General features: G+C 35.9%; 22 protein-coding genes, 1 pseudogene and 1 riboswitch. Of the genes and pseudogenes, 10 read left to right on the forward strand and 13 right to left on the reverse strand.

The window, feature by feature from the left end; genetic code table 11:
* Window positions 1-47: 47 nt before the first annotated feature.
* From OPR52_RS05525 to pgsA, 9 genes are all read right to left on the reverse strand, one after another.
* The gene (locus tag OPR52_RS05525; RefSeq protein WP_015588958.1) at window positions 48-1,451 is read right to left on the reverse strand and encodes a malonyl-CoA decarboxylase; all 1,404 of its coding nucleotides are present in this window, start codon (window positions 1,449-1,451) and stop codon (window positions 48-50) included.
* A gap of 1,185 nt (window positions 1,452-2,636) precedes the next feature.
* Entirely contained in the window at window positions 2,637-3,329 is a 693-nt protein-coding gene (locus tag OPR52_RS05530) for a thiamine diphosphokinase (protein WP_010962623.1), read from the reverse strand.
* Window positions 3,310-3,585: a SemiSWEET family sugar transporter gene (locus OPR52_RS05535; RefSeq protein ID WP_006280002.1), complete on the reverse strand. Its 276-nt coding sequence runs from the start codon at window positions 3,583-3,585 to the stop codon at window positions 3,310-3,312. The genes OPR52_RS05530 and OPR52_RS05535 overlap by 20 nt, the downstream gene beginning before the upstream one ends.
* Window positions 3,574-3,676, reverse strand: a riboswitch (TPP riboswitch). It overlaps the preceding gene by 12 nt.
* Before the next feature lie 76 nt (window positions 3,677-3,752).
* Window positions 3,753-4,598, reverse strand: a complete 846-nt coding sequence (locus OPR52_RS05540; RefSeq protein WP_265038479.1) for an SPFH domain-containing protein — start codon at window positions 4,596-4,598, stop codon at window positions 3,753-3,755.
* Between the two features lie 7 nt (window positions 4,599-4,605).
* Window positions 4,606-5,502 carry a M23 family metallopeptidase gene (locus tag OPR52_RS05545; RefSeq protein WP_265037976.1) on the reverse strand — a complete coding sequence of 299 codons (897 nt, stop codon included), beginning with the start codon at window positions 5,500-5,502 and terminating at the stop codon, window positions 4,606-4,608.
* Between the two features lie 3 nt (window positions 5,503-5,505).
* Window positions 5,506-6,246: a YebC/PmpR family DNA-binding transcriptional regulator gene (locus tag OPR52_RS05550; protein WP_264723457.1), complete on the reverse strand. Its 741-nt coding sequence runs from the start codon at window positions 6,244-6,246 to the stop codon at window positions 5,506-5,508.
* A gap of 59 nt (window positions 6,247-6,305) precedes the next feature.
* Complete coding sequence (locus OPR52_RS05555) at window positions 6,306-7,013, reverse strand: outer membrane protein assembly factor BamD (protein WP_264723456.1); 708 nt, start codon at window positions 7,011-7,013, stop codon at window positions 6,306-6,308.
* 60 nt (window positions 7,014-7,073) lie between these two features.
* A complete protein-coding gene (locus OPR52_RS05560) occupies window positions 7,074-8,015 on the reverse strand; it encodes a hypothetical protein (RefSeq protein ID WP_265037977.1) in 942 nt (313 codons plus the stop codon).
* A gap of 111 nt (window positions 8,016-8,126) precedes the next feature.
* Window positions 8,127-8,669, reverse strand: a complete 543-nt coding sequence (gene pgsA, locus OPR52_RS05565; RefSeq protein WP_264723385.1) for a CDP-diacylglycerol--glycerol-3-phosphate 3-phosphatidyltransferase — start codon at window positions 8,667-8,669, stop codon at window positions 8,127-8,129.
* A 134-nt stretch (window positions 8,670-8,803) separates the two neighbouring features.
* On the opposite strand from pgsA, the gene OPR52_RS05570 reads away from it, so the two are divergent.
* Window positions 8,804-10,126 (forward strand): malic enzyme-like NAD(P)-binding protein, encoded by a 1,323-nt coding sequence (locus tag OPR52_RS05570; RefSeq protein ID WP_265037978.1) that lies wholly within the window; start codon window positions 8,804-8,806, stop codon window positions 10,124-10,126.
* A gap of 14 nt (window positions 10,127-10,140) precedes the next feature.
* Here the strand turns inward: OPR52_RS05570 and OPR52_RS05575 are convergent, their stop codons facing one another.
* The gene (locus OPR52_RS05575) at window positions 10,141-11,067 is read right to left on the reverse strand and encodes a P44/Msp2 family outer membrane protein (RefSeq protein ID WP_264705060.1); all 927 of its coding nucleotides are present in this window, start codon (window positions 11,065-11,067) and stop codon (window positions 10,141-10,143) included.
* 111 nt (window positions 11,068-11,178) lie between these two features.
* On the opposite strand from OPR52_RS05575, the gene OPR52_RS05580 reads away from it, so the two are divergent.
* The 6 genes and pseudogenes from OPR52_RS05580 (at window position 11,179) to OPR52_RS07905 (ending at window position 14,746) form a co-directional block, all read left to right on the forward strand.
* Window positions 11,179-11,397, forward strand: coding sequence for a BolA/IbaG family iron-sulfur metabolism protein (locus tag OPR52_RS05580; protein ID WP_006280012.1), 219 nt, complete (start codon window positions 11,179-11,181; stop codon window positions 11,395-11,397).
* 15 nt (window positions 11,398-11,412) lie between these two features.
* Window positions 11,413-11,736, forward strand: coding sequence for a Grx4 family monothiol glutaredoxin (gene grxD / locus OPR52_RS05585; RefSeq protein ID WP_006280013.1), 324 nt, complete (start codon window positions 11,413-11,415; stop codon window positions 11,734-11,736).
* Window positions 11,737-11,992: 256 nt separating this feature from the next.
* Window positions 11,993-12,235: a hypothetical protein gene (locus tag OPR52_RS05590; RefSeq protein ID WP_265037979.1), complete on the forward strand. Its 243-nt coding sequence runs from the start codon at window positions 11,993-11,995 to the stop codon at window positions 12,233-12,235.
* 169 nt (window positions 12,236-12,404) lie between these two features.
* Complete coding sequence (gene ltrA, locus OPR52_RS05595) at window positions 12,405-13,706, forward strand: group II intron reverse transcriptase/maturase (RefSeq protein WP_265037833.1); 1,302 nt, start codon at window positions 12,405-12,407, stop codon at window positions 13,704-13,706.
* An 11-nt stretch (window positions 13,707-13,717) separates the two neighbouring features.
* Complete coding sequence (locus OPR52_RS05600; RefSeq protein ID WP_264723325.1) at window positions 13,718-13,891, forward strand: hypothetical protein; 174 nt, start codon at window positions 13,718-13,720, stop codon at window positions 13,889-13,891.
* Window positions 13,864-14,746, forward strand: a pseudogene (locus OPR52_RS07905) (IS5 family transposase). Before OPR52_RS05600 ends, OPR52_RS07905 begins: the two are co-directional and overlap by 28 nt.
* 165 nt (window positions 14,747-14,911) lie before the next feature.
* Here OPR52_RS07905 and hemJ read toward each other — a convergent pair.
* Entirely contained in the window at window positions 14,912-15,340 is a 429-nt protein-coding gene (gene hemJ, locus OPR52_RS05615) for a protoporphyrinogen oxidase HemJ (RefSeq protein WP_010082641.1), read from the reverse strand.
* 55 nt (window positions 15,341-15,395) lie between these two features.
* On the opposite strand from hemJ, the gene pdhA reads away from it, so the two are divergent.
* Both pdhA and OPR52_RS05625 read left to right on the forward strand, forming a co-directional pair.
* The gene (gene pdhA / locus OPR52_RS05620; protein ID WP_006279887.1) at window positions 15,396-16,376 is read left to right on the forward strand and encodes a pyruvate dehydrogenase (acetyl-transferring) E1 component subunit alpha; all 981 of its coding nucleotides are present in this window, start codon (window positions 15,396-15,398) and stop codon (window positions 16,374-16,376) included.
* A 408-nt stretch (window positions 16,377-16,784) separates the two neighbouring features.
* On the forward strand, window positions 16,785-17,708 hold the full coding sequence (locus OPR52_RS05625; protein WP_006279888.1) for an RluA family pseudouridine synthase: 924 nt from the start codon (window positions 16,785-16,787) through the stop codon (window positions 17,706-17,708).
* 7 nt (window positions 17,709-17,715) lie between these two features.
* On the opposite strand, the gene OPR52_RS05630 is transcribed toward OPR52_RS05625, so the two are convergent.
* Window positions 17,716-18,978, reverse strand: a complete 1,263-nt coding sequence (locus OPR52_RS05630; protein WP_006280528.1) for an MFS transporter — start codon at window positions 18,976-18,978, stop codon at window positions 17,716-17,718.
* Between the two features lie 61 nt (window positions 18,979-19,039).
* A complete protein-coding gene (gene aspS / locus OPR52_RS05635) occupies window positions 19,040-20,842 on the reverse strand; it encodes an aspartate--tRNA ligase (protein WP_265037980.1) in 1,803 nt (600 codons plus the stop codon).
* A gap of 196 nt (window positions 20,843-21,038) precedes the next feature.
* Between aspS and OPR52_RS05640 the strand changes: the two genes are divergently transcribed.
* Window positions 21,039-21,470 (forward strand): hypothetical protein, encoded by a 432-nt coding sequence (locus tag OPR52_RS05640; protein ID WP_006279891.1) that lies wholly within the window; start codon window positions 21,039-21,041, stop codon window positions 21,468-21,470.
* Window position 21,471 lies beyond the last annotated feature (1 nt).

The raw sequence follows: 21,471 nt of genomic DNA on the forward strand, positions 1-21,471 counted from the left end.
TTTTACATTTTAAGTGTTGTGAGGGCAATCCTTTATTAAGAGACTATTTACTCCTTCAACATAGACGACACTTTTTTCGAGCAGGAAATCACTTTATTAACCATATAGTTTTCATGATTATTATCTATTTTAGGCAACTCATATAGATAATTTACCATCATCCCGGCTGACTGACTAATACCCTTTTCAGAAGTATCCGCCATCCAGTTTAATTGTTTTATTGATGCGCCATTGCTTAAATGAAAATGCGCCACCGGGTCATAAGTATTTCCATTACTATTATTCACTTTTAGTAAATAATATGCACATAGTTTAAGCATGTATTGTTTAGTTTCATTTGTACATTCAACATTAGTTTTTAATTGCTCTGCACTTTCTAAAATTTCTGCACTAGATTGTTTTATATTTAGTTTGCCCAATAAAGTGACATCTTGGTTTAGATTGTTTTTTAGCCATTTCGTAAAGCCAGGTATTGGAGAAAGAGTTGCATATGTTTTTATACTTTTAAACTCCTGTGATAGCTTTTCTACAACCCTTTTGATCAAAAAATTACCAAGGCTGATTCCAGATAACCCTGCTTGAGTGTTTGATATTGAATAGAATATAGCAGTGCTTGCATTACTCGGATCATTTGAAGGTACTGACTCATCTAAAAGGTGTTGAATGCTATCTGCAATCTTATCCACCAATGCAACCTCTACAAAAATTAGAGGTTCGTTTGGTATCTTGTAATGAAAAAAAGCAAAACAGAGACGATCAGAATCTAGTCTGTTTTTTAGGTCGCCCCAAGAGGAAATTTTATGCACAGCTTCATATTTTATAAGTTTTTCTAGCAATGATGCAGGTGAATCCCAAGTGATTTGACGAAGATCGAGTAGATCAACATCAACCCAAGTATAGAGTATATTTTTTAATTCGCTCTCTAGTGGATTCAAGCTTCTATATTGGTTCTTTAGCTTAAGCACATCAGAACGCATATCAACAATAAACTTAAGGCCTTCTGGTAAAGAAATAAATTGCTTCAATATTTTAGAACGTGGTGATTCAAGAATTTTTATTAAATCCTGTTCAAATTTATAGTTTAACTCGGGATCTTGGTTTTTCTTATACTCTCTAATTTTCTCATCTATTTCCGCTTTATTCGGATTAAATTTTTCTGCCAGGGTTTGTAGAAATTTTATTTTACCTTTCTCTGATAAGCTTAAGTACAAGTTACCAAGAGATACAGCGTTTTTACGTGCTGAAACCTCCCCTCCCTTTGGATTTAAGCACTCGTTCATCTTCAAGACTAAACTATCGATATCGCGACTGTTGCTTAAATCAGGACTGATGTTACCAATCCACGATCTTACAGCATCTGCCACTCCACCTAGTATTTTAAAAAAGCTTCTTACCGCCTTTTTGTCTTCAACTTTCACTATATCAGTTTTTACCAATGATTCTTTTGTCATAGATTCCCTTTATTATACATGGCTAATGCAAGTCAGGGTCATACCGCTGCGATATCTCTAGATCCCGCTAACAAGTAGCGGGATGACGAATTTGTCGTTTGTCAAATCGTCGGTAAACCCAAGTTATTTTAGCTACATATAGCTTAAGTTAAAGGAAAATTTTAGCTACATAGCAGGCACTATTACTAGATTATTAATAATTCAGTAATACAATAGACTTCTTGCACTACCTCCCAAGCCACAACTGTCATTCAGTAGAAACGAAAAAACTTGCTTGACAAACTCCGCCAGCCCACTTATCATGAAACTGAAGCTATTGTATTTGCTTTCGCCAATCTGCAGATTAAAAGGTAAGGATTACTTAATGTATCGGCGTCTTATGTTCAATTTTTTGCAGTATATAGATACTGTATGTCTTTACAAAACTTCATCTACATCTAGATTTTTATCTAAATAAGCTGAACGCGCTTATAAAGCGTTACAAGACATCAAAAAATGCCAATACTCGACAGAGATAGTAAAAGACTAGCTAACTCGGGGATTCTTTGTCTTTTTTTCTGCTTAGTAAATTTCTTAAACATTTGCAGCGTAGGTTAGTTGCAATTAAAAGCGGCTGAATCTCGCTTGTCAAGCGTTTAAAACATAAAAAACGCCAATATTTTAAAGCGGATAATAACTCAGGGCTTCTTTTGCCTTTTTTTTCATTTAGTAAATTTCTTAATGTTTGTGGCTAAAAGAGTCCAAGAGAGGTGTCATGCCAGTGCTCCTTTTTTTGTCATCCAAATAGCTGACACTGGGATCCAGCCTTTCACGCAATCCCATCAAGAACGTTGTATTTTACATAACACTTTTATGCTTACCAACTTAATAAAATTCCTGGATCCCAGTGTCTGGGCACTGGGATGACAGGCTAGCCTGACAACCGTCATCCCTGTAAAGATCAAGTATCCCACTACGTGTTAGCGGATGAGATACCGCGGCGGTATGACGGTTCGTGGAGGTATGACGGTTAAGCAATTCGTCATCCCGCTGCTTGTTAGCGGCTAAGAGATACCGCGGCGGTATGACGTAGGACTGCTGTCATTCAAGTAGCTGAAACTGGAATGACACGTCATAAAGGAACCAGTGTCAGCTACTTGGATGATACCTTTTTTCTACTTAGTTTGGGTTATGCAAGAAGTCTATTTACTTCTTAACTTGACGCACATGATGTCTTGCAGCATCATCTACTGTCTCTAAATAAATCATTGCTAGACATATACCACTGTGTACTTCTACGGATACCTTATTGCCTAAACTTCGATTAAAGCAAGAATTTTTTCCCGGAAAAGCAAGATTACTAAGGTGCAGTTCCCATTTTAATCCTTTGGTTGATATTTGAGCTCTCGGTATACCAAGTAAAGATATTTTAGTATTTTTTGGCAAAGAAAAAAAATGGGTAATACCTTTTTGTAAAGTGTAACCTACCATGGGAGGTGAAGGTGTGTAAAAGATACTGCCCGTACTTAGAAAAATGTTAATATTCTGTAGTATGTGATCAATTGCTCCTCCAGTAATACCCGTTACTATTGATGGCAATAACTTTACTGTTTTTAAGTGAGCCATTGCTTTAGAAAAGTCGCAATAATCTTGATCAGGTAGATATATCGTATTCAAATTAGCACGTAAATCCAGATTTACGCTATCCAAATCTCCTACTACAAGATCAGGTTTTACGCCAATTGATAGAAGCTTGTTTGCTCCTCCATCTACAGCAATAATAGGTATATCTCGTTTAAAAAACGATGAGCTCGGTATTTTTCCATTTAGCACTACAATAGAACGATATTGTTGTTGTGTACTGCAGTGCAGCACATGATCATGGTGCAGGTTTTGCATCGTAGTAACATTTTTGAATAATTGATATTATGCTAATCACTAATCCAGCAATATTGCTAAGCACCACAAAAATTGAGCTCTGGTAAAGACCATAGCCAATCCAAGACAATGAACAAATAAGATAGTTTACTAACATTAACATCGATACATCACGAGTAACTTTAGTGATATATGCTTTATATACTTGAGGTGATAATCCAATTAGAGATGCAATTAACGCAATGAAGCCGAAGCATTCTTCAATATTTATATACATACATTTTCCTACGCTTGCTTTAACAATATCAGGTTCAAAGGGTTGTACTTTATGTACTCTCAGCTTTTCTAGAGCACCCCTAATGCGTGTAATTTATAACATCATTTAGTCTATTAATCAAGAAATTAATAGTGACTTGCATTTATGAAACCCAATCGGCTTCTATGCTAATTATTATCTAAACTAATCGTCGGTTGTGCATCTTGCTCAGAGATTAGGGCAACCAACAAATTATTTATCAATTGAACCTTTTGCTTGCCATCTAATTGTAAGCTTTTGTTTTTTTCAAAATGAGCTATTACTTCCTCGACAATTCCTATTGCATTTTGCACTATATGCCTTCTTGCCGAAGTGATAGCATGTGCTTGTTGACGCCTTAACATTGCTTGTGCAATCTCGGACGAATACGCCAAATGCGATATTCTTGCTTCTGTAATCTCAATTCCTGCAATATCTAATCTTTGTTGTAACATTGACTGCAATTCACTCGAAATTTTATCAGAATTTTTACGTAAAGACTCCTCATCGCTTTCGCTATCATACGGATAATTGCTTGCTAATTCTCTTATTACTGAGTCACTTTGTACAAAAACAAATTCGTGATAGTTGTTAACATTATAATACGCCTTTGCAGGACTGCTCACTCTCCAAACAATTACTGCAGAAATCTCTATTGGACTTCCATTTGCATCATTAACTTTTATTTTTTCTGTGTTAATATTCTGAAATTTTAGGGAAACTATATATTTGCTTGAAAAGGGAAGCGTTACACATATTCCAGACTTAAAATAAGTTCCAATATAATGACCAAAAAATTCTATCACTCTTGCTTCATTAGGGTCATTAATAAAAAATCCTTGAAGAAAAGTCAAAATTGAAACGGCAGCAACTCCAAGTGCAATTGTGCTGTCATATGCCAAAAAAAGCAGCGATAAAATTAATCCTAGCACTATTAGTACAGGAAAAGCCCGAATTTGACTCAAATTTCTATCGTTTATCGTATTCTTATCCATACTGTCTTTAAACTTCTTTTTCACTTGAACCCTCTCTGTTGATCGTTTTATTTATCTTATTTACAAATAGTTTAAACTCTCTTAATTCATGATCAGGCAATTTTACTTCAGTTTTATGCGCTATCGTAAGCGGATCGATGTGTTTGCTGTTATATATAACTTCGTAATGTAAATGGGGTCCTGTTGCAACACCAGTGCTACCAACATAAGCGATGACCTGCCCCTGCTTTACTTTAGAGCCTAACTTTATATCGCCACTAAATCTACTTATATGCGCGTAACAGGTTGAATATTCATTTTTGTGTTTTATTTTGATGTAATTTCCATAGCCACCATTCTTTCCTATATATTCTACCACACCCTCTGCAGCAGCGTATATGGGAGTGCCAAGTTTAGCTGCATAATCCACTCCTTTGTGAAAAGCAATTTTACCGCGAACAGGATGCTTTCTATTGCCAAATTTTGAGGATATGCGATAATCTCCATTTAAAGGATTTGCAAAAATTTCGCCATTTTTTAAGCTTATTCCTTCATTATTAAAATACCTTTCTTTGCCGTCTTGCGATTTATAATGATATAAACTAATAGCTTTCTTGTTTATTGTCAGTGAAGCATATAAAATTTTTTCTTCAGTCTTCTGATTATTAGGCAATCTCTCAAAAAGAACCTCCAATTTACTCTCTGGCACAATGTCTTTTTTAAAATCAACACCAAAATCTTTATATATGTTGATCAATTTCACCACTGTATTTGGCGCCAACCCTTGCTCAATTCCCGTGGCAAAAAAAGAAGATTTTATGGTGCTGGATATTAAAAAAGTCTCTTTACTGTTATCTGGAGTCTTAAGGGCGTGTATATTAAATATTGGTAAAATATAAAACAGTATAAATATAATCAGCTTCATCATTTAAACAGCATCAACAAAAGTAAAATTACCTTCCACATACTGTACATCGTCGTTATCTTCTAGTTCTTCAACCAATGCAGATAATTTATCAATTAACTCTTTATCGCTAATTTCAATCAGATCTTTTGGCTGCCATGAAAGACGAGCAAGTTCTGGTTCTCCGAATTTTGCATAAAAGGCATCGCGTACTTTACCAAAATCTTTTATTTCACAAGTTATAACGTGTAATCCTTCTTTGTCATTTTCCTCAACATTCAATACTTCTAATTCGATTCCATGACTGAATAAATCATCAAAATTCACACCCTCTGCTTTATAGACAATTAAACCTACATGATCAAAAAGGTAACTAACACTTCCTGTTTCTCCCAAGTTTCCACTCTTGCGAGAAAATATATAACGTACCTCAGAAGCAGTACGGTTGCGGTTATTAGTCAAGGCATGGACAATGAGTGCAGTACCAGAAGGCCCATGACCTTCATATTGGATTTCTTCGTAATTTTCTCCAGCAACGTTACCAGTTGCATTTTTTATTGCTGTTTCTATTTTATCTTTTGGTAGATTTTCCTTGCGTGCAGCAAATATAGCAAAGCGAAGGCGCGGGTTGAGTTCGGGATCGGGTAGCCCTTGCTTTGCAGCAACTGCTATTTCTCTGATCAGCTTCGTAAATTTTTGAGAGCGCTTTGCATCCTGAGCGCCTTTCCGATGTTTTATATTTGAAAATTGTGAATGACCAGCCATATTCAAATAGTTAAAAACCTAATTATATATCAAAGCATAGAAAAAGCTAAAGCAAATTTTCAAGCCTCTGGCTTGGCATCTTGCAGGTTTTCTGCTAATAACATACTTTCATACTGCTCAGCTTCTAAGTCAAGGCCAAGAGCTGAATGGGCTGCTATTAAATGGTTAATAGACTTAGAAAAATATTTAGAATCCTTATAGCTTGCCATATTCTGGAAACGCTTAATTGCTGCTAAATATTCACCACGCCTCAGGTAAAATTTACCGATAGAATACTCTTTTGTTGATATATGCTCTGTGATTAGGTTTGCTTTTTCCTTTATCTCGCCTACATATTCGCTGCCTGGAAAGAGATTAATGTACTCAGTGGCTAGCTCTAAAGTTTTATATGCAGTTTGCTGTCCAAGTTGCACTTTATTAATTTGCATGTAATAAGATAATACTCTTAAGTAGTATACATATGGTAAATCTTCACCATTTGAATAAACATATATATAATCATCCATATCACTTGCAGCACTGCTATAGTTACCCATATTATAGTGAGAAACCCCAGATAATAATTTCGCTTTCATTGCCCAATAAGAAAAAGGATACAAATCCTCTATCTTATGAAATGCCCTAATAGCTTGTTTATATTTTTTCTGGTCAAAAAGTTCAACTGCTTCTTCATATAGTTCAGTTTCAGTTTTTTCAAGATCATCCGCATACGATTGTGTAAAGGAGCAAATTAGGAAAATAAAGCACGTGATTAAAGTCTTATACATAAGATTTTTTTCGATCAAAATAAAGTATAGACCTAAATATTACTTAAATAAATAAATTTCTTAGGCAACAGCCGGTCCTTCTTCTTTATAACTACGGTCAGAACTACCTGCATTTCTTGATTCACCTCGTCCTTCCACTTTTGGATCTTTCAGCGTCTTACTGTAGGAATGTATAGTTAAGACCTGTACAGCCATAAAAATTGCAATACCTATCAAGCCTAAAGTAGGTCCAACAGCAGGATTTAAGGACGATGCTAATGCCATTAACATTATCCTTCTTATTAAAAATATAGAAGAACCAGCAAGCGCCAATCCGGCTACAGACATATTGCTAGTTTTCTTGCTAGATTTCTCATCAAGATCAGACTTTTCTGTTTCCTTTTTCTTATTTTTTTCATGCTTATCAATATAAGAAACAATAGTTGCAAGAAAAGCAATTGCATTGGCAAGAAATAAAATTGCATCCTCTGCTGCTTCAAGTGAAGATGTTTCACCCATTATCATACCTACAATAACCAGTGCAGTTGTTATAGCCTCAATATAGATCAAACACTGACCTATATCAGAAATATTGTGCTCTTTTTCCTTTACTTCCTTTCCATTTTCAATATTCTTCAACTCTCGTTCTTTTTGTGCTATTTTCCTATTATTGTAAATTAAATATAGTGTACAAATAAGAGATAGGACCATGAAAGGTAATATAGTGTGACTTAGCGCGCCACTTATCACGCCAAGTAATACCTGATCGCTACATATTTTTTCCAGTTCAATAGCCATAAATAATGCAAATGGAACCATTGTTACCAATGATGCACATTTTCTATATAGCTCTCTTTTTTTTAGTGCTAATAGTTCTTGTTCTAGCCTTTCTCTTTTGACTTCTTTATCAACTGTTGGCCAAAAATCCCAAAAAAACTCTTCTAATGGTTCAAAATCTCTTTTTTTCTTATTCTTTCCTGGAACCTTTTTAGTAGAAGAAAATTTGCCACTAGGTATTTTCATAATATTAACCTAATTAGTTGTAAGTTAATACAATTATACACCTTTTTGCTTTCTGAGTCAATATCACTAAGATATTAACTACTCTTGTCTATTAACTATTTCCTAGGAGATTTAACCAATCTGTTTGATGCCAGCTAGGATATAATTATAGCCTGACCACACAGTTATAATAGCTGCAACCCATAAACAAATCGCACCTGTATATTGAATCATATAATAATCGTTCATTATTAGCGCTACTACAGCAACCATCTGTAGAAATGTTTTAATTTTTCCAGCTTTGCTTACAGGTAGACTAACATTTGTAGCTATCAGAAACTCCCGTAAACCCGAAACTAATATCTCCCGACAGATGATGATAATCGACGGTACTATTGTAAAATCATTTATCTTATGCTTATAAACTAGCATAATTATCGTTGAAACCACTATTAATTTGTCAGCAATTGGATCAAATAGCTTGCCAAACTTTGATTGGACTTTCCACGCACGCGCCAGGTAACCATCAAAAAAATCCGTAATGCATGCAAATATAAAGATTGATATTGTTATCAGGCCTGCATATTTATTTTCTATATAAAAACTTAATATTATTGCTGGTATTGCAAGTGCACGAGAAATCGTAAGCAAATTAGGCAAGTTCTTCTTAAGCATGTAATACCATTTTACGTAGTAGGTAAACTTATACAGAAGTACAACAGAGTTCACAAGCTAATAGTTTACAATTGAACATTTATAAAAACTCCATATACTTAAAAAATACAAGCTTAAAATATAAGGATGTAATGATGAACGATGATTTAGATAGTACCACAAAACAAGAAGCACTTAAGTATCACAGTAGAGGTGGTAACCCTGGTAAAATTTCAATTATGCCAACAAAACCTTTATCTACCCAGTATGATTTGTCACTTGCTTATTCCCCTGGCGTTGCAGCTCCGTGTCTTGAAATAGCTAAAAATCCTGAGGTTGTTTATGATTATACGGCAAAAAGCAACTGTGTTGCTGTCATTTCAAATGGCACTGCAGTGCTTGGACTTGGTAATATCGGTCCTCTTGCTTCAAAACCGGTCATGGAAGGCAAAGCTGTTTTATTTAAGCGTTTTGCTGATATTGATGCAGTTGATATAGAAGTTGATACAGAAAATATAGAAGATTTTATCAATGCAGTAAGGTATCTTGGGCCAAGTTGGGGAGGAATAAATTTAGAAGATATAAGATCTCCTGATTGTTTTATAATAGAGAAACGCCTGAATGAACTGATGGATATTCCAGTGTTCCATGATGACCAGCATGGAACTGCGGTGGTTGTTGCAGCTGGCATAGAAAATGCTCTTGATATTGTCGGAAAGAAATTAGAGGACGTTAAGATCATTATGAATGGTGCTGGAGCAGCCGGTGTTGCATGTTTAGAAATAATAAAGTCCATGGGTGCTAAAAATATAGTGCTGTGTGATAAGCAAGGAGTAATATACAAAGGTAGAAACGAAGACATGAATGAGTGGAAGGAAAAGTATGCAATTGATACTTCCGAACGTTCTCTACTTGATACAATAAAAGGCGCTGATGTATTCATCGGACTATCTGCAAAAGATGTGTTAAATGAAGAGATGTTAAAGAGTATGGGCAAAGACCCGATTATTTTCGCTCTCGCCAACCCTGATCCAGAAGTAAGGCCTGAGTTTGCAAAATCTGTGAGGCCAGATGCAATAATCGCAACTGGTAGATCAGATTACAATAACCAAGTTAATAATGTCATGGGGTTTCCTTATATATTTAGAGGAGCACTTGATATGCGTGCAACAACAATAAATGATGAAATGAAAATTGCAGCTGCAGATGCAATAGCAAAGCTTGCCCGTGAGCCAGTACCAGGTGAGATATCTGCAGTCTATGGCGGTCGTAAAATGGGCTATGGACGTGAATATATAATACCTACTCCATTTGACCCAAGATTAATTTCTATAGTAGCTCCTGCTGTTGCAAAAGCCGCAGTTGATTCAGGTGTTGCAAGAAAGGCAATACAAGATTGGAGTAAATATGAAAATCAATTAAAATCTCGTCTTTCTAATGTTCTCAGCACGCTGAATTTACTATCTTCACATATGTAATTTATTGGATAAAGTTAAAAGTGATAAACCAATCCAAACTCTAAGCCATATAAGCCAAACCTATTGGTAATGGTTGCAGTTGTTGATTCAACACGTGCAGTTTCATCAACTTTACTTCCTCCACCGGCAGGAATATATCCTTCACCAGCTAGTATCTTTATTCCTGGTACAATATCTTTAAATTGGTTATCAAGGATACCAAAATAGCGTAAACCAGCAAATGCTTGAGTTTGTGCTGTAAGTTGGTGATTGATACCAAGTTTTGCTTGGTAAGCCAAGGCATATCTGGTTTTTCCTAGAAATTTAACCCTAGTTACACCTGCACCAATACCAACATATGGGGTGAATGGCATTTTTGCTATATTAAAATCACGATATACATTGACCATTCCAGCTAAGTTATTAAAACCTTCATTTTTCATCTTAAATGCAGCTCTGAACTCTGCTTCAACACTACAATTTTCTTGAATGTGAATATCAACCTTTCCACTTCTCCAAGGTGAATTGCATTCCGCTCCAGTAGACGCATCATTGTGACGACGAAGTTCAATATATCTTGCTTTTTTCTTATCTGAATAATCTTCATCATATAAGTTAGTCTGAGAATATAAGCCTTCAAACTCAACTCTCATATTTTTGAATAAATACCCTATTGCAGCACTACCGGCAAACCCTGGAACATATTTAGGACTGTATCCAGCTTCAATTCGCTCCTTCTTATTAAAACTAAAAACCCCCTCTGTTATATTGTCACCTGCATCTTCTTTTCCTTCTAGAGAACCTATTGCATTGAAGAATGCTCCAAAATAGTTAGCTTTGATGTAAACATTCTCTAAGTTATTTATTTTATCATCGTAAGATAAGCACCTAAATGAAAAAGTTAGCAAAACCAATAGATATGTGAATTTAAATCTTTCGCCCACCACAAAGCCTCCCTGCATAACTTGTCATTCCATTATTATAGTATGCTTCTATTTTTTATGATAGCAACTTTTTATTGCGCTCAATCGTTTTAGATTTATAATGAAAGTATTGTAATTTAAAGCAAATCAATGACTATTGCAATTCACGAATTAGAGAGGATCATCAAACAATCGTTCCCCGACGCTGATATAAAGATTCATGATCTTGCTGGAGATGATGACCATTATCATTTAAAAATAAACTCCAAGTGTTTTCTTGGAAAGACAAAAATAGAACAGCATAAAATGGTATATAAAGCTCTGGAAGGTCAGTCTATACACGCCTTGCAACTGGAAACTAATACTTAAAAATAAGGTGAATTTATGAGCAATTTTGAACAAATAAAAAAAGATATAACAGAAAATGATGTGGTATTGTATATGAAAGGCACTTCTGATTTTCCTCAATGCGGATTCTCTGGACTCGTCGTGTCAATCCTAAAAAAATTGAACGTGAAGTTTAAGTATATTAACGTGTTGGAGAATGATGAAATACGTGAATCTATAAAAAAATTTTCTGATTGGCCAACAATTCCACAATTATATATAAAGGAAGAGTTTATTGGTGGTTGCGACATCACTCGCGAGATGTACGAAAAAGGCGAACTGCAAAGTTTATTGAAGGAAAAAAAAATTATTGCGGAATAAGTACCAAGAAACCAGTGCCCAGACGCTGGATAACGTAGTATAGCTATGAAAAAGGATCTTATGTCTTAAACCGTATCCGTTCAGCGGAGTGGTAGAATAAGGTAGACAAAGCAAGATAATAAAGATAATCATAGAGCAAAAGTGAGGGTGCGATCCGATGTCATGGTGCGCCAAGGTGCGCCAAGAAGTGCTTGGAGAACAGTTGGTGAAAATCCAACACAAACAAAGTCTAGCCAAAAGTTTGGAACAGACCACTATGTTGCATGAGGTAACGAGTGTAATAGAGCTAGTGGGATGGACAATGCAGGGCACAACGGAAGTGAAGGAGTGGAGTCCCGAAATACCTGAAGACATAGAGGTCGACATGTTCATGGCCATGGAAGACAGCATGAAGGATAACGTAAAGGCAAGTTATCACTCACTCTATCGGGATCTGAGACCGTGCCATGTATTGAAATGGACTTCAAGTGAACTGGGAGATCCCATGCATTCCTATTAAGGTACGTTGGAACAAGTCAACAAAGGCAAGAACTAGCGGAAGATGCAGGGGAAGTCGGACTGATTGATAGTACTCAGAATGTGGGAAAGCCACGTACAAGGGGAAGCGATCAGCAATATAGTAACTGGAATAGGGATTGCTATGCCAATACAACGGAGGTAGGAATAACATGCGATATAAACTAAACCAGATAGCAGTAAGAGCAAAGCAAGATAAGCGACTAAAATTCACATCGTTAGTCCATCTGATAAATACAGAGAATCTTGCGAGATGTTATAAAGAACTGAAGCGTAACAAGGCTTGTGGAGTAGACCAGATAACAGTGGAATCATACGGAGAAAATCTGAATGAGAAACTCGAAGTGCTAGTAGAAAGTATGAAGAGGAAGCAATATCAACCACAACCAGTAAAGAGGGTATATATACCGAAAGCTGGAAGTAAAGAGAAACGCGGACTCGGAATACCATCGACCGAGGATAAATTAGTACAGATTATGCTGAAGAAGATATTAGAAAATATTTACGAGGCAAACTTTCTGGACAGCTCATATGGATTTCGACCTGGAAGAAACTGTCATCAAGCGGTAAATGCACTAGATAAAGCAGTTAAGTACAAGCCAATAAACTACATTGTAGAAGTGGATATCAAGAAGTTCTACGATAATATACAGCATAAATGGCTAATGAGGTGTCTAAGGGAACGAATAACTGACCCAAATTTGCTGTGGTTAGTAAAGCGGTTTCTCAAGGCAGGGATAGTCGAAGCTGGAAATTATGAAGCAACAAAACAAGGTACACCACAAGGCGGTATAGTAAGTCCTGTATTAGCAAATATATACTTACATTATGTGTTGGATTTATGGATAGAAAAGAAATTTAAATCAAGATCCAGAGGATATATACAACAAATAAGGTTTTGCGATGATTTTGTGGTTTGTTGCGAAAGTAAGGTAGACGCGGAAGAATTTCTGGAATTACTGAAACAAAGGCTAAATAAATTTGGGTTGGAAGTATCTGAAAACAAGACCAGAGTAGTAAAGTTTGGCAAGAGGGAGTGGCAACGAGCGATAAGAGAGAAACGAAGGACGGAAAGTTTCAATTTTCTGGGGTTTACGCACTATGGTGCAAAAAGTCGTCGTGGTAGATTAATGATGGGACATAAAACCTCTAAGTTAAATCTAGCCAGAAAACTAAAAGAAATCAAGGAGTGGTTGAAAATAGTCCGCGGAAGTATTCGACTTAAAGATTGGTGGCAAGTACTGAAGGCTAAATTAACAGGACACTATAACTACTTTGGTATTAGCGGAAATTATTGGTGTTTGAAACAATTTTACACATCAGTAAGAAAGCTAGCATTTAAATGGATAAATCGGCGTAGTCAGAAAAAGAGTATGACCTGGGAACAGTTTGTACACTACGTAGAAGTAAATCCATTACCAAAGCCAAAAATACATTTTTCTTTATATGCATAAGAGGGACGACTGTGAAAACTAATATTGATGAGCCGTGTGCGGGAAATCTGCAAGCACGGTTCTTTAGGGGGAGTTGTAGTAATAAAACTCAAACGAGAGGAGTAAAGCTACAGCTTCTACCGAACAATATAACAAATTTCTCCAAGAAAGAGGAAGCATTTTTTGTTATATCAATGACGCCATAGAAAATTGGTACGAGAATTGTCCAAAAATGCAGGGCGGCAACTATATTTATAGTGATAAAGTTGTGATTTTGGTGCATATAATCGTCAGTTTCTTTAGAATTGGTTTAAGACAAACAGTCGGGTTTATAAAAGAGTATTTGCAACAAATAGGAAGAGATTTGGCAGTTATCAGCTATTCACAAGCATCAAGAAGGTTTAAGAAACTTAATATTAAGATAAATGATTGCAGAATTGATAAAAATAATATGGAAGATATCGAAATTGCTATAGACAGTACAGGAATTAGTATATACAACAACACTCCTGGTCACAGCAAGGAAAATAGCACTGACAGAAAATATCGTGGCTATGAGCAAACGAGAAAATTGCACGTAATGTTGAATATAAACAACAAAAAAGCCATAGCTGTAAAATACAGTAACGGCTGATCACTATGGAGCTTGTGATTTGCTAAAAGAAGTTGATTTTCAGCATGCCATAAAAGCACTATATGCAGATAGAGCATGTGATAGGCACAAATTTTATAAGTTGTGTAACGAATATGATATAAAGACAAAAATTCCACCAATAAACAATGCGGCAGAACATCCAGAAATAGATTATATGTCTGACAGGAATGCTGCTATTAGGTTAATAAAATTATACGGTGAAGATGGCATGAAAGAATGGAAAAAAGAAGTAAATTATGGGAAAAGATCTTATATTGAAGGGTTTTTCTCAAGATTAAAGCAAATATTCGGATTTAGTTTTAGGAATAAATCTGAGATAAATCGAGAAAAAGAACTGCTAATCAAATGCTATTTGCTTAATAAATTCACTGATATTGGTATGGCTAAATTTGAGATAGTTACATGAATTTACCATAAATCACCATCTCATAAAGTGTGATGCAACAAAGCCATCCCAGTGTCAAGCACTGGGATGACAAGAAAGGGAGCACTGGAATTTTTATTTCAGTATTGTACATTAGCCATGCATCTGAACAGATACGAGCTTTCTGCTTTTTTTGGGTAAGGTCAGTCAAAAAGGTTTTACAACAACCATAATAACTATAACTATTATCAATACTGTAACTGCTTCATTTAAAACGCGAAAATAAATATGTGACTTCTTATTCGAACCCATTGCAAAATTTTTCCTATATTTTGCAAGTAGCATATGAATAATTAACATCAAAAGTATTGCAAATGCTTTTACATGAAACCATCCTTCACGATATGCTTCCCTAATAACCATTAGTGTAATTCCAAGACCAAGTGAGAAAAGCATTGCAGGGTTTATGATATATCTAAGTAGCCTCTTTTCCATTGTTTGAAGCAAGCTATCATTTTCCGATCCCGGTTTTACAGTTGCATGGTAGACATAAAGCCTGGGTAAATAAAGCATACCTGCCATCCACATGATAACAGAGATAACGTGAAAAGCCTCAAGCCAGTGGTAATAGTTCATTAGCAAAAATTTAAAATTCCTGGTATTGTGTTAGTTTAATGAAAAAGAAATCGATATGAAAGCAGAAAATTTCACTAAAGAACAGATAATTGGATTCTACAGGAAAATGCTACTCATACGCAGATTTGAGGAAAAAGCAGGACAATTATATGGGATGGGATTAATAGGCGGGTTCTGTCACCTATCAATAGGACAAGAAGCAGTTGCAGTTGGAACTCAAGCTGCATCAAAATTAGGTGACGCTTTTATCACAAGTTATAGAGACCATGGCTTAATGCTCGCATGTGATTCTGATCCAAATGTTGTAATGGCAGAGCTTACCGGCAAAGAAACAGGATGCTCGAAAGGTAAAGGTGGTTCGATGCACGTATTTGACGTTGAAAAAAAATTCTTCGGCGGGCATGGAATAGTGGGAGCACAAGTTCCAATTGGCACAGGAATAGCATTTGCTAATAAATATAAGAAAAAAGATAATGTGGTATTTACATATTTTGGCGACGGTGCTGCAAATCAAGGACAAGTATATGAATCGTTTAATATGGCATCTTTGTGGGAGTTGCCTGTGGTTTACATCATAGAAAATAATGAATACGCAATGGGAACCTCCGTGCAAAGGTCAACTTTAGTAACAGAGTTATATAAAAGAGGAGAAAGTTTTGGTATTCCTGGAAAACAAGTTGATGGAATGGATTTTTTCTCTGTTTATGAGGCTACAAGCGAAGCAGCGGAACACACACGCAGCGGAAAAGGGCCTATCCTGCTTGAAATGAAGACATATCGATATCGCGGTCACTCAATGTCAGATCCTGCTACTTATCGCTTAAAAGAAGAAGTTGAAGATATGAAGCAAAATCATGACCCTATAAGCACTTTAAAGAAATACATGACAGATAATAAAATGGCTTCAGAAGAAGAGTGCAAAGTAATTGATAAGGAAATACGTGATTTAGTAAAAAAGTCGGAAGATTTTGCCAAAAATAGTAAAGAACCAAGCGTTGATGAGCTGTATACTGATGTTTATAAATTTGTTAGCTAATTTTTTTATCCAGAACTGTACAAACATTGTATAGTAAACGATGTCATCCAAATAGCTCCTTCTCCCTTCATCCAAGTGCCCTCCTTTTTTTGTCATCCCAGTGCTCTGACTACTTGGATCCAGCTGAGTTGGTGAGTATAAAAGTATAGCTAACGCAAGCTCTACGTCATGCCGCCGCGAACCGTCATACCGCGATTCATTCGCGGTATCTCTAGATCCCGCTAACAAGCAGCGGGATGACGGTTGTCAGGCTAGCTGTCATCTCAGTAGTCTCCTTCTCCTGTCATCCGAGTAGCTGACACTGGTTCCTTTATGACGGCAGTAGCCCCTTCGGTGTCATTCCAGTGCTTGACACTGGAATGACACCAATAATTGACATTTCACTAGATATTCATTATAAATAATGGAATGCTACAAAGTATAAAAACCATATTAATAGAAGACGATAACGTTAGGCTGGATAGGTACATCAGAAGAATCTTTCCTGATCTAAAGCAATCTGTAATTGAAAAATCTTTAAGGAAAGGATTAATCAAAGTTGATGATTGCAAAGCAAAGTCCAGTGATAGAGTAAATTCTGGGCAAACTATAACGCTGAAGCACTTGAATTATATTGAAAACGCTAATTCTGATCGCAAATATAATGAAAAGTTAGTGAATCTACTAAGAGAGAACATATTATATGAAGACGAATATATACTAGCTATAAACAAACCCGCAGGGGTCATCGTTCAAGGTGGCGTAAAAGTAAAGATTAGCATGAGTGATTTGCTTGACCAAATAAGAGAGGGAGAAACATTTAAAATTGTCCATAGGCTAGATAGAGATACGAGTGGAGTGATAATATTCGCACGCAACGCTAATGTTGCCAGATACCTTATGGAAGAATTTAAAGGACGAAGAGTAAAAAAAACTTATTTAGCATTAACTTCTGGCATACCGAGCAAGGATAGTGGAACAATAGACTATCCATTGGTGAAAAAATATGTTTCAGGTCAAGAAAAAGTGGTCGTTGATGAAAATTCACCTCAGAATGCCACTACGCATTTTTCAATTATAGCAAAATCCAAACACAATGTTGCTTATTTAAAATTACAACCAATTACCGGCAGAACCCATCAGTTACGTGCACATTTAGCTCATATAAATTGCCCTATTCTTGGTGACGGTAAATATGGTGGTAAAAAAGCTTTTATTGATGGGATAGCAAATAAAATTCACCTTCATTCGCATTCTTTATCTTTAAAACTGCCAAACAATAAAGAAATCACTATCACCGCTCCTATCACTAAACACATCGAAAAATCCATTGAAGCGCTATTTTTCGACTGAAACGATTTCACCAATCAACTTTTCTGTCTTTGGCTTTAATTTGAAGCACAGATATTAGGCTAATTAATGCGCAGGCAGTAAGATAAATGCCTGCTGCAAGTTTTGTTTCGGTTTTTTCTATAAGCCACATGCATATGTATGGAGAAAGGCCACCAAAAATTCCTGCAGATATATTATTTGCTAAGCTTACGCCAGTGCATCTTACTTTTGTTGGAAACAGTTCACAAATAACAGAACCATATATTCCAAAAGATGCACCTACTGGTATAGTAATCAATAAGTAAGTTATTATTACGACATAGTGGTTAACGGAAGATAATAATGGTAATACACATGTACCAATCAGAGATAGCATAATCAGTACAGGAATCATTACGCGTTTTCTTCCAACTTTATCAGATAAAATTGCAAAAAGTACCGCAGATGCTGCAAATACAACCTGTATTACTATCCTCATTAAATCTTTAACACTAATAGATAAAATAACTAGCTCTTTTATTGATATATTATAAAACATTATTGCTGCGTAGACAATTGCATTCTGAGCAATTCCCAGATTGATTGAAATAATAAGCGGTCTTTTATAGTTTCTTACTAGTTCTAACAATGGTGAATGTGCTAAATTATTAGCGTACTTATTAGTTTTATATGCTAAGCTTTCTTTTAATATGTACCTAGTTAAAAAACCTATTGTCCCCAAAAAAAAGCAAAAATAAAAAAGCAACTTCCATCCCCATATTTCATAGTTCTCACCTGTAACTCTTTTGCAGATAAATATCATTGTTATGCATAAGAGCGTTCCAAGGGCTCCGCTAAAGGGCTTCATACTTCCTAAGAAACCTAGATTTTTTTTATCTTTTGAATGCTCTATCGTAAATGCTGTATTAATGCTTGTTTCACCTCCTGCAGTTATTCCTTGCACTATTCTACAAAACACAAGCAATACAGGTGAAAGCAACCCTATTTCTTTATACCCAGGTATAATTCCCATAATTGTGGATGATATTGAAATTAATATTACTGAAGTAAGTAAAGTCTTTCTTCTGCCATACTTATCTCCCATATAACCAAAAATTACTGCACCAATTGGTCTAAACGCAAAACCAATTGCAAAAACACCAAGGAATTTGAGTGTACTCAAATAATGATCTTCTGATGGGAAAAAAACGTTGATGATTGTATCTGTTAATACTCCAAAAAGAGTGAGTTCATACCACACAATCATGTTACAGATCATGCCCGATAGTATTGCTTTTTGGATATTATTCATGGTCTTTCAATTTAACATAACCTAATATATCATTAACCGGTGCTCCTTGCTATAAAATTTTTCATTCAATAACCTTCAAGGATAATTCACGTAAATGCTTATCCTCCACCTTGGAAGGAGCACCCATTAGAACATCTTCACCTTGCTGATTCATAGGAAAACAGATTACTTCACGAATGTTCGGCTCATCGGCAAGTAGCATAACCATTCTGTCAACCCCTGGTGCTATTCCACCATGAGGCGGCACTCCGAACCTGAATGCACGCACAAGCGCACCGAATTTTGTATCAACTTCTTCTTTACTATAGCCTGCAATGGCGAAAGCTTTATACATGATATCCAGTTTGTTATTGCGAATTGCCCCACTTGATAGTTCTATTCCATTGCAAACAAGATCATACTGGTAAGCAAGGATATCGAGTGGATTCTTTTCCTCTAAATCTTTCAGACCACCGTGTGGCATAGAAAATGGGTTATGAAAGAAATCGATTTTTTTACTTTTATCGTCATATACAAAATATGGAAAATCAATGATCCAACAAAACTTGAAGATATTATCATCTATAAGACTGAGTTCTGACCCTAAAAGAGTGCGTACTTTTCCTGCAATGTTTGCCGCCTCATTCTCTTTGTCAGAAGCAAAAAATACACTATCTCCTGGCTCTATGTTTGTTGCTTCTCTTATGTGGTTTAGCCTATTTTCATCAAGAAATTTAGCAATTGGGCCTTTCGCAGTTCCATCTTTATCAAACGTTATATATCCGAGACCCTTAGCACCGAATTCTTTTTGCGCATGTTCTATCTTTTTATCAAAGAAGCTGCGTGGTTCCTCTGCTGTTTTAGGTGCAGGGATGGCTCTCACTACCATACCACGCTCAATATTGCTTTTGAAAATATTGAACCCTGAATCACGGAAAATTTCTGTAACATCGCTGATTAATAGTGGATTACGCAAATCTGGCTTGTCAGAACCATACTTAAGCATTGCCTCTTTGTATGTAATGCGTGGAAAATCTTTATCGACAGACTTGCGAGAAAATTTGGCGAACACTTTATATAAAGCAGATTCAATAACGTCAAATATGTCCTCTTGAGTCACAAAAGACATTTCAAGGTCTAGCTGGTAAAATTCCCCAGGAGAGCGGTCAGCCCTTGCATCTTCATCACGAAAACACGGTGCGATTTGGAAATATTTATCAAACCCTGAGACCATGAGCAACTGTTTGAAAATCTGCGGAGCTTGTGGCAATGCATAGAACTTGCCAGGATTTAGCCTGCTTGGCACTAGGTAGTCGCGTGCTCCTTCAGGAGAGGAAGCAGTGAGTATTGGAGTTTGAATCTCTAAAAATCCTCGCTCTATCATGAGCTTGCGGAGCTCTGCAATAATTTGTGAGCGCAAAATAATATTGTTGCGGACTTTTTCACGTCTTAAGTCAAGAAATCGATATTTAAATCTCATGTTTTCTGGGTATTCTTGCTCGCCGGTAATGCTTGCCAATATACTTCTTTCTTCTTTTGCTATTTCTTCATCAAAGTGGAACTCAACTTCCGACTCAACGCGCAAATTGTTGACTATCACCTCGATTTCTCCGGTAGAAATAGAGCTGTTTACCGTATCTTCAGTCCTAGCTTCAACTATTCCTGTAACAGTAATTACACTCTCCAATTTTAAGTTTGATATCTCATCAAAAAAGTCTTTGTCATTATTAAATACTAGCTGAGTGATTCCGTAGAAGTCCCTTAAATCAACAAAAATTAGGTTACCATGGTCGCGCTTACGATATAACCATCCAGAAAGGGTAACTTCCTTTTCTACGTCGTTCTTCCTCAGTTCATTGCACGTATGAGTTTTACAGCAGTTCATATTTGTTTTACTTCTAAATTCTTTAAGAAGTATAGAAATAAACCTTATTACATACAAGCCCGTTCGTCAGATATTTGCGCAATTTTCGAAATAGAGCAGTACTGCTTTTATATTGTCTTTACCCGCAAAAAAATTGCACAATTTCTATAATTATGGTATAATAGCAAGGGTATTTTTAATGAATTAGATACAGGAAATGCCACTTACACAGATCATATTATATAGCGTAACATTACTTGCTGTCGCTGCAGTATTTCTCTTTTTGAGAAAAATATACAAAAATCGCATTAGAAAAATCATATTTCCTAGAAAAGTTTTTAAAGAAGAGTGGGAAGAAGACAGAAAATTCAATGAATTATATCAAAAAAATAAGCAAAAAGAGTTGCTGAAACAACAAGAAACGCTACGCGAGAAACAAAAAGATGTGCAAGTTTATAAAGAAGATCCAGAAATAGTTGACATAGCAAAACCGGTAGGTAAATGGACAAAGATGGTTATGATGGGTAATGGTTTAATGCAGCGTTTTGCACAATTGATACATAGAGAAGGCGGACAGAAAGGATTTTGGGAGCTGTTTGTAAAAGCTCAGGCTTCAACTCAAGGTAAACATAAGGGGAAGGGCAGATAAT

The sequence above is a fragment of the Wolbachia endosymbiont (group A) of Hylaeus communis genome (assembly GCF_947251915.1).
Lineage (GTDB): Bacteria > Pseudomonadota > Alphaproteobacteria > Rickettsiales > Anaplasmataceae > Wolbachia > Wolbachia pipientis.

What these genes read in the sequence shown, in the direction of transcription:
- OPR52_RS05545 (WP_265037976.1), bottom strand. Translation starts at nt 5,502, where the DNA reads ATGAAGCTGATTATATTTATACTGTTTTATATTTTACCAATATTTAAT.
- ltrA (WP_265037833.1), top strand. Translation starts at nt 12,405, where the DNA reads ATGCGATATAAACTAAACCAGATAGCAGTAAGAGCAAAGCAAGATAAG.
- OPR52_RS05590 (WP_265037979.1), top strand. Translation starts at nt 11,993, where the DNA reads ATGTTGCATGAGGTAACGAGTGTAATAGAGCTAGTGGGATGGACAATG.
- OPR52_RS05550 (WP_264723457.1), bottom strand. Translation starts at nt 6,246, where the DNA reads ATGGCTGGTCATTCACAATTTTCAAATATAAAACATCGGAAAGGCGCT.
- OPR52_RS05580 (WP_006280012.1), top strand. Translation starts at nt 11,179, where the DNA reads ATGACTATTGCAATTCACGAATTAGAGAGGATCATCAAACAATCGTTC.
- grxD (WP_006280013.1), top strand. Translation starts at nt 11,413, where the DNA reads ATGAGCAATTTTGAACAAATAAAAAAAGATATAACAGAAAATGATGTG.
- OPR52_RS05630 (WP_006280528.1), bottom strand. Translation starts at nt 18,978, where the DNA reads ATGAATAATATCCAAAAAGCAATACTATCGGGCATGATCTGTAACATG.
- aspS (WP_265037980.1), bottom strand. Translation starts at nt 20,842, where the DNA reads ATGAACTGCTGTAAAACTCATACGTGCAATGAACTGAGGAAGAACGAC.
- OPR52_RS05535 (WP_006280002.1), bottom strand. Translation starts at nt 3,585, where the DNA reads ATGTATATAAATATTGAAGAATGCTTCGGCTTCATTGCGTTAATTGCA.
- OPR52_RS05570 (WP_265037978.1), top strand. Translation starts at nt 8,804, where the DNA reads ATGAACGATGATTTAGATAGTACCACAAAACAAGAAGCACTTAAGTAT.
- pgsA (WP_264723385.1), bottom strand. Translation starts at nt 8,669, where the DNA reads ATGCTTAAGAAGAACTTGCCTAATTTGCTTACGATTTCTCGTGCACTT.
- OPR52_RS05625 (WP_006279888.1), top strand. Translation starts at nt 16,785, where the DNA reads ATGCTACAAAGTATAAAAACCATATTAATAGAAGACGATAACGTTAGG.
- OPR52_RS05540 (WP_265038479.1), bottom strand. Translation starts at nt 4,598, where the DNA reads ATGGATAAGAATACGATAAACGATAGAAATTTGAGTCAAATTCGGGCT.
- OPR52_RS05555 (WP_264723456.1), bottom strand. Translation starts at nt 7,013, where the DNA reads ATGTATAAGACTTTAATCACGTGCTTTATTTTCCTAATTTGCTCCTTT.
- OPR52_RS05525 (WP_015588958.1), bottom strand. Translation starts at nt 1,451, where the DNA reads ATGACAAAAGAATCATTGGTAAAAACTGATATAGTGAAAGTTGAAGAC.
- OPR52_RS05640 (WP_006279891.1), top strand. Translation starts at nt 21,039, where the DNA reads ATGCCACTTACACAGATCATATTATATAGCGTAACATTACTTGCTGTC.
- hemJ (WP_010082641.1), bottom strand. Translation starts at nt 15,340, where the DNA reads ATGAACTATTACCACTGGCTTGAGGCTTTTCACGTTATCTCTGTTATC.
- OPR52_RS05575 (WP_264705060.1), bottom strand. Translation starts at nt 11,067, where the DNA reads ATGCAGGGAGGCTTTGTGGTGGGCGAAAGATTTAAATTCACATATCTA.
- OPR52_RS05560 (WP_265037977.1), bottom strand. Translation starts at nt 8,015, where the DNA reads ATGAAAATACCTAGTGGCAAATTTTCTTCTACTAAAAAGGTTCCAGGA.
- OPR52_RS05530 (WP_010962623.1), bottom strand. Translation starts at nt 3,329, where the DNA reads ATGCAAAACCTGCACCATGATCATGTGCTGCACTGCAGTACACAACAA.
- pdhA (WP_006279887.1), top strand. Translation starts at nt 15,396, where the DNA reads ATGAAAGCAGAAAATTTCACTAAAGAACAGATAATTGGATTCTACAGG.